At 69.4% G+C, this 12,327-nt stretch carries 10 protein-coding genes and 1 tRNA gene; 6 read left to right on the top strand and 5 right to left on the bottom strand.

The annotated features are described in order from the left end of the window. The first annotated feature begins 13 nt into the window (after positions 1–13). Positions 14–1,846 (top strand): ABC-F family ATP-binding cassette domain-containing protein, encoded by a 1,833-nt coding sequence (locus tag ACZ6SA_RS21565; RefSeq protein ID WP_465829821.1) that lies wholly within the window; start codon positions 14–16, stop codon positions 1,844–1,846. A 294-nt stretch (positions 1,847–2,140) separates the two neighbouring features. On the opposite strand, the gene ACZ6SA_RS21560 is transcribed toward ACZ6SA_RS21565, so the two are convergent. Beyond that, the gene (locus ACZ6SA_RS21560; RefSeq protein WP_347624150.1) at positions 2,141–2,647 is read right to left on the bottom strand and encodes a MarR family winged helix-turn-helix transcriptional regulator; all 507 of its coding nucleotides are present in this window, start codon (positions 2,645–2,647) and stop codon (positions 2,141–2,143) included. A 57-nt stretch (positions 2,648–2,704) separates the two neighbouring features. On the opposite strand from ACZ6SA_RS21560, the gene ACZ6SA_RS21555 reads away from it, so the two are divergent. Genes ACZ6SA_RS21555 through ACZ6SA_RS21545 form a run of 3 tightly spaced genes read left to right on the top strand, consistent with a single transcriptional unit; the run spans position 2,705 to position 5,367 of the window. Further along, entirely contained in the window at positions 2,705–3,475 is a 771-nt protein-coding gene (locus ACZ6SA_RS21555) for a trans-aconitate 2-methyltransferase (RefSeq protein WP_347646211.1), read from the top strand. Positions 3,476–3,485: 10 nt separating this feature from the next. Continuing rightward, the gene (locus tag ACZ6SA_RS21550) at positions 3,486–3,836 is read left to right on the top strand and encodes a VOC family protein (protein WP_347646212.1); all 351 of its coding nucleotides are present in this window, start codon (positions 3,486–3,488) and stop codon (positions 3,834–3,836) included. A 52-nt stretch (positions 3,837–3,888) separates the two neighbouring features. Then, entirely contained in the window at positions 3,889–5,367 is a 1,479-nt protein-coding gene (locus tag ACZ6SA_RS21545) for a CYTH and CHAD domain-containing protein (RefSeq protein ID WP_465829818.1), read from the top strand. A gap of 101 nt (positions 5,368–5,468) precedes the next feature. On the opposite strand, the gene ACZ6SA_RS21540 is transcribed toward ACZ6SA_RS21545, so the two are convergent. The 4 genes from ACZ6SA_RS21540 to ACZ6SA_RS21525 form a co-directional block, all read right to left on the bottom strand. Next, a complete protein-coding gene (locus ACZ6SA_RS21540) occupies positions 5,469–6,317 on the bottom strand; it encodes an NUDIX hydrolase (protein ID WP_465829816.1) in 849 nt (282 codons plus the stop codon). Beyond that, entirely contained in the window at positions 6,310–8,370 is a 2,061-nt protein-coding gene (locus ACZ6SA_RS21535) for an RNA degradosome polyphosphate kinase (RefSeq protein ID WP_347646215.1), read from the bottom strand. The genes ACZ6SA_RS21540 and ACZ6SA_RS21535 overlap by 8 nt, the downstream gene beginning before the upstream one ends. Positions 8,371–8,489: 119 nt before the next feature. Next, positions 8,490–9,392, bottom strand: coding sequence for a TetR/AcrR family transcriptional regulator (locus ACZ6SA_RS21530; RefSeq protein WP_443152264.1), 903 nt, complete (start codon positions 9,390–9,392; stop codon positions 8,490–8,492). A gap of 43 nt (positions 9,393–9,435) precedes the next feature. Next, on the bottom strand, positions 9,436–10,374 hold the full coding sequence (locus ACZ6SA_RS21525) for an acyl-CoA desaturase (protein ID WP_443152265.1): 939 nt from the start codon (positions 10,372–10,374) through the stop codon (positions 9,436–9,438). A gap of 301 nt (positions 10,375–10,675) precedes the next feature. Here ACZ6SA_RS21525 and ACZ6SA_RS21520 point away from each other — a divergent pair. Both ACZ6SA_RS21520 and glmU read left to right on the top strand, forming a co-directional pair. Then, a tRNA-Gln gene (locus tag ACZ6SA_RS21520) sits at positions 10,676–10,747 on the top strand. Between the two features lie 126 nt (positions 10,748–10,873). Further along, a complete protein-coding gene (gene glmU / locus ACZ6SA_RS21515) occupies positions 10,874–12,322 on the top strand; it encodes a bifunctional UDP-N-acetylglucosamine diphosphorylase/glucosamine-1-phosphate N-acetyltransferase GlmU (protein WP_465829813.1) in 1,449 nt (482 codons plus the stop codon). The last annotated feature ends 5 nt before the right edge of the window (positions 12,323–12,327 follow it).

The following is a 12,327-nucleotide window of genomic DNA, read 5'->3' as shown; positions in this document are numbered from 1 at the left end:
CCCTGGGATTGCCATGAATCTGGTCAACCTTGAGTCGGTCTCCCATGCTTACGGGCCCAAGCCACTCCTCAGCGACGTCTCCCTGGGCGTGGAAGCGGGGGAGCGCATCGGGGTTGTCGGGCGCAACGGGGGCGGTAAGACGACGCTGCTGTCCGTCATCGCCGGGGCGGTGCGGCCGGACACCGGCCGGGTCACCCACAACCGCGGGCTCCGCGTGGGCTTCCTGTCGCAGCGCGACGAGCTCGACCCCGACGCTGCCGTGAAGGAGATCGTGCTCGGCGGGCTGGCGGAGCACGAGTGGGCCGGCGACCAGCGGGTTCGCGAGATCCTGGCCAACCTGATCGGCGACCTCGACCTGGATGCCAGGGCCGCCGATCTGTCCGGTGGCGAGCGCAGGCGTACGGCGCTGGCGCAGTTGCTGATCGACGACCACGACCTGGTCATGCTCGACGAGCCCACCAACCACCTCGACATCGAGGCGATCGCCTGGCTGGCCGGGCATCTGGCGGGCCGGAAGAGCGCGCTGGTGGTCGTGACGCACGACCGGTGGTTTCTCGACGCGGTGTCCACCCGCACGTGGGAAGTCGTGGACGGACGGGTCGAGCGGTATGAGGGCGGATATGCCGCTTACGTGCTGGCCAAGGCGGAGCGGGCACGGATCGCCCAGGCCGCCGAAGAGCGCCGCCAGAACCTCATGCGCAAGGAGATCGCGTGGCTGCGGCGCGGTCCGCCCGCCCGCACGTCGAAGCCGAAGTTCCGCATCGAGGCCGCCCAGGCGCTGATCGCGAACGAGCCGCCGGCGCGGGAGACCGTGGAGTTGATGCGGTTCGCCGCGGCCCGCCTCGGCAAGACGGTCTACGACCTCGACGACGTCACCCTCCACGCGGGCGGGCCGGGCAGCGGGCCGCTGGTGCTCGATCGCCTGACGTGGCAGTTCGGCCCGGGAGACCGGATCGGTCTGATCGGCGTCAACGGATCCGGCAAGTCGTCGGTGTTGCGGCTGCTCGCCGACACGGTCAAGCCCGACGAGGGCCGGGTGGTCAGGGGTAAGACGGTGCGCCTGGCGCACCTGTCGCAGGAGCTGGCCGAGCTCGACCCGCAGCGGCGGGTGCTGGAGTCGGTGGAGGAAATACGCAAATACCTCCAGGTCGGCAAGAAGGAATGGTCGGCGTCCCAGCTGCTCGAACGTCTGGGGTTCAAGGGCGAGGCGCAGTGGAAGGTCGTCGGCTCCCTTTCGGGTGGCGAGCGGCGACGGCTGCAGCTGCTCCGGCTCCTCATGGACGATCCCAACGTGCTGCTGCTCGACGAGCCCACCAACGATCTCGACATCGAGACGCTCAACGAGCTCGAAGACCTGCTGGACGGCTGGCCCGGCACGCTGATCCTGGTGAGCCACGACCGCTACTTCCTCGAGCGGGTGACCGATCGCTGCGTCGCGCTGCTGGGTGACGGGAAGCTGTCGCTGCTGCCCGGCGGGGTCGACGAATATCTCGAACGCCGCGCCGCCGGCACGGCCCTGACGGCTCGTGTGGCCGGCACCACCACGACGACCACCACGACCACGGGTCCCGGCGCCGCCGGCTCCCCTGCGTCGGATCCGGCCCCCGCTGCTCAGAGCGGGCTCTCGGCCAAGGAGGAGCGCGAGCTCCGCAAGGAGCTCAACCGCCTCGAACGCCAGCTCGACAAGCTGAGCGACCAGGAGTCCAGGTTGCACGCCGCGATGGCCGATGCGGCCACCGACTATGCCAGGCTGGGCAGCCTCGACGCCGAGCTCCGCGAGATCACCGCCCAGAAGGACACCATCGAAGCCGAGTGGCTGGAGACCGCCGACCGTCTCGGCGACTGACCTCACCACCTGGCGTTCTGGTGCCGCCATGGCGAAGCGGACGGTGAAGGGACGCTCGTGACGGCGAGTGCGCCGTTGGCCCTCACGACCGGCGCGTGACGGAGGGCCGCTGACGTCGGCGGGGCGGGTAACTCGGCTTGCCGTACAACAAGCTGGGGCGCGCGCGAGCCGACCCAGGTAGCGCCGCCGGCTCGACCCGCCACGGCGGGCGCTGAGCGGGTGGGCGGGGGACGGCGCTGCGGAGAGGGGCCGAGCGGGTGGAAGAGGGGTGAGGGGCCCGCCCGGGGGAGAGGTTCACGGCGGAGAGTCGAACGGGGTGAGGAGGGTGCGGAGGAGGGAGGCGAGGGCGCGCTGGTCGGTGGGGCCGAGGCCGGACAGGAGGTCGTGTTCGCGGCGGAGCAGGTCGGAGAAGGCGGCGTCGACGCGGGCGAGGCCGGTCTCGGTGAGGGAGACGAGCACGCCGCGCCGGTCTTCGGGGTCGGGGCGACGCCGCACGTGCCCGGCCTGTGCGAGGCGGTCGATGCGGTTGGTCATCGTGCCGGAGGTCACGAGCGTGGCCCGCAGCAGGGCGCCCGGGCTGAGTTCGTACGGTTTGCCGGCCCGCCGCAGCGCTGTCAGCACGTCGAACTCCCACGGCTCCAGGTCGTGTTCGGCGAACGCCGCCCGTCGAGCCCTGTCGAGATGCTTGGCCAGTCGTGACACCCTGGAGAGCACCTGGAGCGGTTCGACGTCGAGGTCGGGGCGCTCCGTCCGCCAAGCCGCGACGAGGCGGTCGACCTCGTCTCTAGCATCCTCGGTCATGACACAAGAGTGTACTGTCTTGACATCGAGATATCTCTCTCGATATCAATTATCTTCATGTCAAGAGATATGTGGGACCCTGTAACGTACGCCGTCTATGCGGACGAGCGGTCGAGGCCCTTCATCGAGCTGATCTCCAGGGTAGGGGCGGTCGATCCCGACTATGTCGTGGACGCCGGCTGCGGCAGCGGCGAGCTCACCGCCCAGCTGGGCGCTCGCTGGCCCGGCGCGACCGTGGAGGGTTTCGACTCCTCGCCCGCGATGATCTCCAAGGCGCGGCGGCTGGAGACGAAGGCCAGGTTCGCGGTCGCCGACGTGGCCATGTGGCGGCCCGACCGGTCGGTGGACGTGATCGTCTCCAACGCCGTGCTGCAGTGGGTGCCCGATCACCACTCCGTGCTGGAGCACTGGGTCGAGGAGCTGGCGCCGGGCGGCTGGCTGGCCTTCCAGGTGCCGGGCAACTTCGATGCGCCCAGCCATGTCGCGATCCGCGAGCTGTGTGCCTCCCGCGCCTGGTCCGACCGGCTCGGCGACGTGCTCAGGGGGAAGCCGGTCGACGAGCCCTTCGACTACCTCGACCTGCTCAACCAGGGCGGCTCTCAGGTCGACGCCTGGGAGACGACCTACATCCACGTGCTCCATGGCGAGAATCCGGTGCTCGACTGGGTGTCGGGCACCGCCCTGCGGCCGGTTTTCGACCGCCTCGCCCCGGACGAGCAGCGGCGGTTCAAGCGCGACCTCGCCCCGGCGCTCGCCGACGCCTATCCGGCCAGAAATTACGGCACACCCTTTCCGTTCAGAAGAATCTTCGTCGTGCTGCAGAAATGAGGCAGGGAAAATGATGATCAGAGCACTGCATCACGTTCAGCTCGCCGCGCCCGCGGGGAGCGAGCCGCTGCTGCGAGAGTTCTACGCGGGCGTGCTCGGCCTGGAGGAGGTGCCCAAGCCGCCCGAGCTGGCCAGGCGCGGCGGCGCGTGGTTCAGGGGCGAGGGCGTGGAGGTGCACCTCGGCATCGAGGACGGCTTCAGGCCCGCCCGTAAGGCCCACCCCGCGTTCCTGGTGGACGACATCGACGCCTACGCCGCGAAGATCCCCGGAGCCGTGCCGGACGACCTCTTTCCCGGCTTCCGCCGCATCTACGTCTCCGACCCGGTGGGCAACAGAATCGAGCTCCTGCAATTCGCCTGATGTTCACCTAAGGGTGGCATTATTGTCCTAAATCGGACTTTTGCGAGGCGTAGTGGGAATCGAGATCGAGGACAAGTTCGATGTCACCGCAGAGTACGAGATTCCGGACCTGAGTGGGCTGGCCGAGATCGTCGGTCCGAAGACTTACCAGCTCGTGGCGCTCTACTATGACACGCCCGATCTGCGGCTGGCCTCCCGGGGCGTCACCCTCAGACGACGACGAGGGGGCGCCGATTCCGGCTGGCACCTCAAGCTGCCCAAAGCCAAGGGCGCGCGCCAGGAGATCACCCGTCCCCTCACCCGCAGCACCAAGATTGTGCCGGCGGAGCTGGCCGAGCTCGTCCGCGCCTTCACCCGCGGCGCCGCGCTCCGGCCGGTCGCCCAGCTCGACACGCGCAGGAGCGTCACGGTCCTGTTCGACGGCGACACGAGGCTCGTCGAGGTCGCCGACGACCGCGTGAAGGGCACCGTCTTCGGCGTGGAGCCCATGGTCGTGCGGTGGCGCGAGGTCGAGGCCGAACTGCTCGAAGGCGGCGACAAGGCGCTGCTGGCCAAGGTCGGCAAGCGGCTCAGGAAGGCGGGCGCGACCCCGTCGGCCTCCTCCAGCAAGCTCGCCAAGCTCCTCGAACCCGCCCCGCTCCCCAAAGCCCCCACCGAGCCGGGCACGGCCGGCGAGATCGTCGTCGCCTACCTGGCCGGCCAGGTGGCCGCCCTCCTCTCGCAGGACCCCCGCGTACGCAGGGCGGAGGACGACGCGGTGCACCAGATGCGGGTGGCCGCCCGCAGGATGCGCAGCGCGCTCAAAGCGTTCAAGACCGTCGTGACCGGCACAGACCAGCTCCAGGACGAGCTGCGCTGGGTCGGCGCCGTCCTCGGCGAGGCCCGCGACCTGGAGGTCATCAGGGCCAGGTTCGGCAAGGCGCTGGACGGGCTGGCCCCCGAGCTGGTCACGGGCCCCATCCGGGCCCGGCTCGGCGCGGATCTGCTCGAACGCGAACAGGAGGCGTACGAGCGGATCAAGGAGGCGCTCAGCGGCGAACGCTACTACACCCTCCTCGACTCGCTCGATGCCCTCGTCTCCGTCCCGAAGCTGGGCAAGGCCGCGGCCAAGCCCGCGCAGAAGCGGCTCAGCGCCATCGCGGCGGCCAACTGGGACCGCGTGACCAGGGCGTACGACACCGCCCAGGCCATCGAGGACCCCGAACGCCGGGAGATCGCCATGCACGACGTGCGCAAGGCGGCCAAACGCGCTCGGTACACCGCGGAGGCGCTCCGTCCCACGCTGGGCGACACCATGGTCAAGCTCGCCGAACTCTCCGAGGGCATCCAGGAGATCCTGGGGACGCACCAGGACGGCGTGGTCGCGCAGGAGACCCTGGAGAAGGAGGCTGGGAAGGCCCGCCAGGCAGGCGAGGACACCTTCACGTACGGGCTGCTCGTCGGGCTCGAGCGCGGCACGGCCGAGCGGGCACACGCCGAGTTCCCCAAGGTCTGGGCACAGACCGTCGAAGCGGTGAACAAGGTTCTGTGACGACTCTTCCGGTCATCCCGTTCGCACGGAGCGGGCTGCTCGAGGTGCCGGCGGCCTGGTCCCGGCGTGTGCGGCATCCGCCGCCCGGCCGCCCGGCACTCTCACGCCGGGTAACGCTCGACGCCGACGACGTGCCCGCCGGTCCGGTGCAGCACGGCGAAGGCGCCCTTGCGCAGGTGCACGCTCCTGCCGCTGAGCGCCTCGATGAGCCCGGGCAGCACCTTCCCGTGGCTGCACACCGCCGCGGGCGCCGTGAGGTCGCCGACCAGGGCCGGGGTCTCGCGCGGGTCCTGGTCCTCCTCGCTGAGCAGCGGCTCGATCCGGATCGTCGCTCCGTACGGCAGCGCGTCCCGGTACGGCTCCACGGTCTGGACGCACCGGACGCTGGGGGAGCTCACGAGCAGCTCGGGCCGGTAGGCGGGCAGCGCGGTGGCCAGGCTCGCCGCCTGGGCACGCCCGGCGTCGTCGAGCGGGCGTTCCGCGTCCTCGCCCCGCCACTCACTCCTGGAGCCGGCCGAGCCGTGCCGGACGAGGACGAGGGGCGTGGTCTCCAGGGGAGCGGCGGCCAGCGCCCGCAGCAGTCCCGCGTCCCACTCGTACGTCAGCAGCCGCCTGGCCTCGTCCACCGGCAGCCAGCGCAGCTCGTCCACCTCGTCGCCGGGCACGAACCCGTCGTCGGCGACCACCCTGCCCGCCCAGTAGTCCACCCGCTTGAGCCGCTCGGACCTGAGGTAGTGGATGGGGGGCAGCGCGCGGCCGAGCACGACCGTCATGCCGGTCTCCTCGCGCACCTCGCGCAGGGCGGCGGCGATCACGTGCTCGCCGGACTTCAGCTTGCCCTTGGGGAAGGTCCAGTCGTCGTAGGCGGGACGGTGGATGACGGCCACGTCGGGGCTGCTCTCCTCGCCCCTCCAGACCACGGCCCCGGCCGCGCGGAGCAGGTCAGTCATCAACGGTCCTCCAGCGGCGGGTGCCGATGAGGTGGCTCTGCAGGTCCTCACCCGGGTGGCGGACCCATGCGCCGTCGGAGCCGAGCCACCACGAGTTGGTCGTCTCGGCCATGACCCGGTCCATCAGCTCGACGAGGTACGTCTTGTGCTGCTGGGATGTCACCTTGACCAGGGCTTCGACGCGGCGGTCCAGGTTTCTGCGCATCAGGTCGGCGCTGCCGATCCAGACCTCGGGCCGGCGGCCGAGGCCGAACTCGTACACCCGGGAGTGCTCCAAAAAGCGCCCCAAGACCGATCTTACGCGGATATTTTCGGACAAATCTGGAATCCCTGGCCGGAGCGTGCAGATGCCCCGCACCCAGAGATCCACCGGCACGCCGGCCCTGGACGCCCGGTAGAGCGCGTCGATGATCGGCTCGTCCACCAGCGAGTTCGTCTTGATCCTGATCCTGGCCGGGCGCCCGGCCAGCTGATGGGCGATCTCCCGCTCGATCCTGGCCAGCAGCCCGCTGCGCATGGAGTGGGGCGCGACCAGCAGCCGCCGGTAGGCGGAGTGGTTGGAGTAGCCGGTCAGGTGGATGAACAGGTCGGTGACGTCCTCGCCGACCAGCGGGTCCGCGGTGAGCAGGCCGAAGTCCTCGTACTGGCGGGCGGTCTTGGGGTTGTAGTTGCCGGTGCCGATGTGGCAGTAGCGGCGCAGCTCGCCCGAGATCTCCTGGCGGATCACCAGCGCCAGCTTGCAGTGCGTCTTCAGCCCGACCACGCCGTAGACGACGTGGCAGCCGGCGCGTTCGAGCTTGCGGGCCCAGGAGATGTTGGCGTGCTCGTCGAAGCGGGCCTTGATCTCCACGACCACCACGACCTGCTTGCCCGCCTCCGCCGCGTCGATCAGCGCGTCCACGATGGGCGACTCGCCGCTGGTGCGGTAGAGGGTCTGCTTGATGGCCAGGACGCGGGGGTCGGCCGCGGCGACCTCGATGAAGCGCTGCACGCTGGTGGCGAACGAGTCGTACGGGTGGTGCAGCAGCACGTCGCGCTCGCGCAGGATCGTGAAGACGTCGTCCTCGGCGTTGATCACTTCGGCGGGCACGAACGGCCGGTAGCCGAGCTCGCCGCGGTCGAGGTCGGCGATGGCGTGCAGGCCGCTCAGGTCGAGCGGCCCCGGCAGCCGGTAGATCTCGTGGGGCGCGAGCTCCAGCTCCTCCACGAGCGGCGCCAGCACCTCGGGCGTGATCGTGTCCTCGACCTCGAGCCGCACCGGCGGGCCGAAGCGCCGCTTGAGCAGCTCTTTCTCCAGGGCCTGCATGAGGTTCTCCGTGACGTCCTCGTCCACGTCGAGATCCTCGTTCCTGGTCACGCGGAAGACGTGGTGCTGGAGGATCTCCATGCCCTTGAAGAGCTGGCCGAGATGCGCCGCGATGACGTCCTCCAGCGGCACGAAGCGGTCCTTGGACGCGGGGACGAACCGCGGCAACTGCGACGGGACCTTGACCCGCGCGAACACGGTGTGATCGGTCGACGGGTTGCGCACCAGGACGGCCAGATTCAGGCTGAGCCCTGAAATATAGGGAAAAGGATGGGCGGGGTCGACGGCCAGCGGCGTCAACACCGGCCTGATCCGCTCCCTGAACAGCTTGCGCAGCTCCGTGCGCTCCTCCCGGCACAGGTCGTCCCACCTGACGATCTCGATGCCCTCGCCCGCCAGCCGCGGGAGGATGTGGTGGTGGAAGGCCGCCGCGTGCCGTCTGGCCAGCTCGTCGGCGACCGTGCCGATCCTGGCCAGCTCCTCACGGGGCTTGAGGCCGCTCTTGGTCCGCAGCAGCAGGCCGGTGGCCATCCGCCGTTTCAGCCCGGCCACCCGTACGCGGAAGAACTCGTCGAGGTTGCTCGCGAAGATCGCCAGGAAGCGCACCCGTTCCAGCAGCGGCACCGAGGCGTCCTCGGCCAGTTCGAGCACGCGCTCGTTGAACTGGAGCCAGCTCTCCTCGCGGTTGAGAAATCGTTCCTGGGGGAGGGGCAGGTCGTTGGCGGGGTGAAACGCTTCCGCGGACATATGGGGTATATTGCCCCGATTAATTGAACAGAACGTTAACGTCGTCGCAACGGCTCACCCTCATCGGTCAGCCCTGCTCAACCCCATCGTCATCCGTGATGACCTGCACGTTCAAGAGGTCACTCCGGGTGATCCACGTGACCGAGACGCGCCGCGCGCTCCGCCAGGCGGGCCTCGCGCTGGCGGATCTTCTCCTCCCGTTCGCGCGCCTTCTCGGCCTCCTTCAGCAGCCGCTCGCGCTCCTTCAACTCGCGCACCCTGGCCTTCTCGGCCTCTTTGAGCTCGCGCTGGCGGAGCTTCTCGGCCTCCTTGAGCTCCTTCTCGCGCGCCTTCTCCAGCTCGCGCAGCTCCTTCTCGCTGGCGCGCGCCTTGACCGGCGGCGTCAGCTGGCGGGTCGTGAGGCTGATGGCCGGGCTGGGGTTGAGCCCCGTAAGACCGTTCCACGCCAGGTTGACCAGATGAGCGGCCACCTCCTCGCGCCCCGGCTTGCGCACGTCGAGCCACCACTGCCCGGTCAGCGCCACCATGCCGACCAGCATCTGCGCGTACATCGGCGCGAGCTTGGGCTCGTAGCCGCGGGCGGCGAACTCGTCGGCGAGGACGTCCTCCACCTGGCTCGCGATCTCGCTGATGAGGCTCGCGAACGTGCCCGTGCCCGAAGCGGCGTGGGAGTCGCGCACGAGAATGCGGAAGCCCTCGCTGCTCTCCTCGATGTACTGCAGCAGGGCCAGTGCGGCCCGCTCCAGCTTGATGAGGGAGTGGGAGGCGGCGAGGGCTTCAGTGATCATGCCGAGCAGCTTCTGCATCTCGCGGTCGACCACGACCGCGTAGACGCCTTCCTTGCCGCCGAAATGTTCGTAGACCACGGGTTTGGACACCTGCGCGGTAGCGGCGATCTCTTCGATAGAGGTCCCGTCGAACCCCTTCTCAGCGAAGAGCGTGCGGCTGATGCGGACCAGCTGCTCTCTTCGCTCGCTACCGGACATGCGCCTGCGGGATCGGGGTTCCGTCACGGTCTCCATAATGACGGCCACGGCAGTGTGGCCGCCCTTCGGCTGTTCGGCGTCAGGCAATGCGTTTCGCCGCCAGCCGCTCCGGAGTAGGCCAGCGTACGTCGTACACCCAGCCCAGCCGCTCGAAGATGCGGATGAGGCCGGCGCTCAGGTCGATCTGGCCCTTGAGCGCGCCGTGCCTGGCGCAGGTCGGGTCGGAGTGGTGCAGGTTGTGCCACGACTCGCCGAAGGACGGGATGGCCAGCCACCACACGTTGCGCGACTTGTCACGCACCTGGAAGTCCTCCTCGCCGAAGACGTGGCAGATGGAGTTGATGGACCAGGTGACGTGGTGCAGCAGGCCGATGCGGACGAGCGAGCCCCAGAACAGCGCGGTCAGCGCGCCCTGCCAGGACCAGGTGACGAGCAGACCGAGCAGGCCGGGAAGGAGGATCGAGACGAGGGCCAGCGGGCCGAACCACTTGTGCAGCTTGATGACGTCGGGGTCCTTGCACAGGTCGGGGGCGTACTTCTCCCTGTTCGTACGCTCGCTCTCGAACAGCCAGCCCATGTGGGCGTAGAGCAGGCCCTTGGTCATGTTCTTGAATCCGGGGCCGAAGCGCCACGGCGAGTGCGGGTCGCCCTCCTTGTCGGAGAACTTGTGGTGCTTGCGGTGGGTGGCGACCCAGTCGAGGACCGACATCTCCAGCGACAGGCTGCCGGCGATGCCCATCGCGATCTTGAGCGGCCGCTTGGCCTTGAACGATCCGTGCGTGAAGTAGCGGTGCAGGCCGACGGTGACGCCGAGCCCCGAGACGACGTAGAAGACGAGGGCGATGATCACGTCCGTCCATCCGAGGCCCCAGCCCCAGGCCAGCGGTACGGCCGCCGCGATCGCCACGAGGGGGAGCCCGACGACGAGGGTGAAGGTGACGAGTTCGGTCTTCGACCGTGGTTCTGGTTCGAAGTCCGGCTTCGGGGCAGGGGTGGAACGTTCGGTGGTAACGGTCATGGGCGACCTCCAAGTGCCTGTATAGGGACGAATGTCCGGCTACGCCACCGTAACCTACGCCAGCGTAAGTTAGGAAGACCTAAGCCGGGAATATGGCGAAGGTGACGATCCGCTGGGCAAGGTGGGTGGGGTTCATGCCTTGCGACTTCTTGGCTGGTCTGTTAAGGGTGGGGCGTATCCGTATCGTCGCTCTCACCTGGGCGGATCATCCGCCACGCGGAGCCGGGGCGTAATTTCGGGCGCGCGCGCACGTGCGGGCTCGGTATCGTAGGGATGTGTCGGACGCCACGTGTCCGATCTGTCCCGGATCGTCTAATCGGCAGGACAAGTGGTTTTGGTCCACTTTGTAGGGGTTCGAGTCCTCTTCCGGGAGCTTAGAGGTGATCCCCCCGCTGAGCGTCCGGGCTGAGGCCAGGTATCCTCACGGTGTCGGGAGGGTGTCGGTGCGGTAGCCGCACCGTACAACCCTGATCCGTCCAGCCACAGGGAGCCTCAGTCCGTGAGTGTGCCGCGCCCGGCAGCCGTCATCGTCCTCGCCGCGGGCGAGGGCACCCGGATGAAAAGCCAGACCCCGAAAGTCCTGCACGAGTTGTGCGGCCGCGCGCTGCTCGACCACATGCTCGCCGCCGCCCGCGATCTCGGCCCCGAGCGGCTCATCGTGGTGATCGGCCACGCGCTCGAACGCATGCGCGGCCACCTGGCGGCCACCAGCCCCGACGCGCGCGCCGTCGTCCAGAACGAGCAGCGTGGCACCGGCCACGCCGTGCGCACCGTCCTCGAAGAGGTCGGCACGATCTCCGGCACGGTCCTGGTCACCTACGGCGACGTGCCGCTGCTGCGCCCCCAGACCCTCGCCACGCTGCTCGAACGGCACGACGCCGACGGCAACGCGGTCACCGTGCTGACGGCCGAGGTGCCCGACCCGACCGGCTACGGGCGGATCATCCGTGACGATTCCGGCGCCGTGCTGGAGATCGTCGAGGAGAAGGACGCCGACGCCGGGCAGCGCGCCGTCAAGGAGATGAACTCCGGGATCTACGCCTTCGACGGCGAGCTGCTGGCCGACGCCGTCAAGCGGGTGTCCGCCGACAACGCCCAGGGCGAGGAATACCTCACCGACGTGCTGGCCATCCTGCGCGGCGACGGCCACCGGGTCGGCGCGTGCGTGGCCGGCGACTTCGTCGAGGTCGAGGGCGTCAACGACCGCGTCCAGCTGGCCGCCGCCCGCCAGGTGCTCAACCGGCGGCTGCTGGAGGCCCACATGCGCGCCGGCGTCACGATCATCGACCCGGCCGGCACCTGGATCGACGTGAGCGTACGCATCGCGCCCGACTCGGTGATCCACCCGGGCACCCAGCTCCACGGCGACACCGTCATCGAGGCGGGCGCCGAGATCGGCCCCGCCACCACGCTCACCAGCACCCGGGTCGGGGCGGGTGCGACCGTCCGCAACGCGGTCTGCGACCACGCCGACATCGGGCCGGAGGCCAACGTCGGCCCCTACGCCTACCTCCGCCCCGGCACGGTGATCGGCCGCGGATCGAAGGCCGGCACCTTCGTCGAGATGAAGAACACCAAGGTCGGCGAGCGTTCCAAGGTGCCGCACCTGTCCTACGCCGGTGACGCCACGATCGGCGACGACGTCAACATCGGCGCCTCCACCGTCTTCGTCAACTACGACGGGGTCGACAAGCACCACACCACCGTGCGCGACGGCGCGTTCGTCGGCTGCGACACCATGCTCGTCGCCCCCGTGACCGTCGGCGACGGCGCCTACACGGCGGCGGGCTCGGTGATCGCCGACGACGTCCCGCCGGGCGCGATCGGCGTGGCACGGGCGCGGCAGCGCAACATCGAGAAATGGGTCCTGCGCAGGCGCGCGGGCACCAAGTCGGCCGCGGCCGCCCAGCGGGCGCTGGCCGAGCGGGATCAGGAGAAAGAAGCATGACCGAG

The sequence above is a fragment of the Nonomuraea sp. NPDC049378 genome (assembly GCF_055586745.1).
The sequence above is the reverse complement of the archived record's forward strand: the minus strand, read 5'-3'. Positions and strand labels throughout refer to the sequence as shown.

Coding starts and splice junctions, on each gene's coding strand:
- ACZ6SA_RS21565 (WP_465829821.1), top strand. CDS start 14: ATGAATCTGGTCAACCTTGAGTCGGTCTCCCATGCTTACGGGCCCAAG.
- ACZ6SA_RS21560 (WP_347624150.1), bottom strand. CDS start 2,647: ATGACCGAGGATGCTAGAGACGAGGTCGACCGCCTCGTCGCGGCTTGG.
- ACZ6SA_RS21555 (WP_347646211.1), top strand. CDS start 2,705: ATGTCAAGAGATATGTGGGACCCTGTAACGTACGCCGTCTATGCGGAC.
- ACZ6SA_RS21550 (WP_347646212.1), top strand. CDS start 3,486: ATGATGATCAGAGCACTGCATCACGTTCAGCTCGCCGCGCCCGCGGGG.
- ACZ6SA_RS21540 (WP_465829816.1), bottom strand. CDS start 6,317: ATGACTGACCTGCTCCGCGCGGCCGGGGCCGTGGTCTGGAGGGGCGAG.
- ACZ6SA_RS21535 (WP_347646215.1), bottom strand. CDS start 8,370: ATGTCCGCGGAAGCGTTTCACCCCGCCAACGACCTGCCCCTCCCCCAG.
- ACZ6SA_RS21530 (WP_443152264.1), bottom strand. CDS start 9,392: ATGGAGACCGTGACGGAACCCCGATCCCGCAGGCGCATGTCCGGTAGC.
- ACZ6SA_RS21525 (WP_443152265.1), bottom strand. CDS start 10,374: ATGACCGTTACCACCGAACGTTCCACCCCTGCCCCGAAGCCGGACTTC.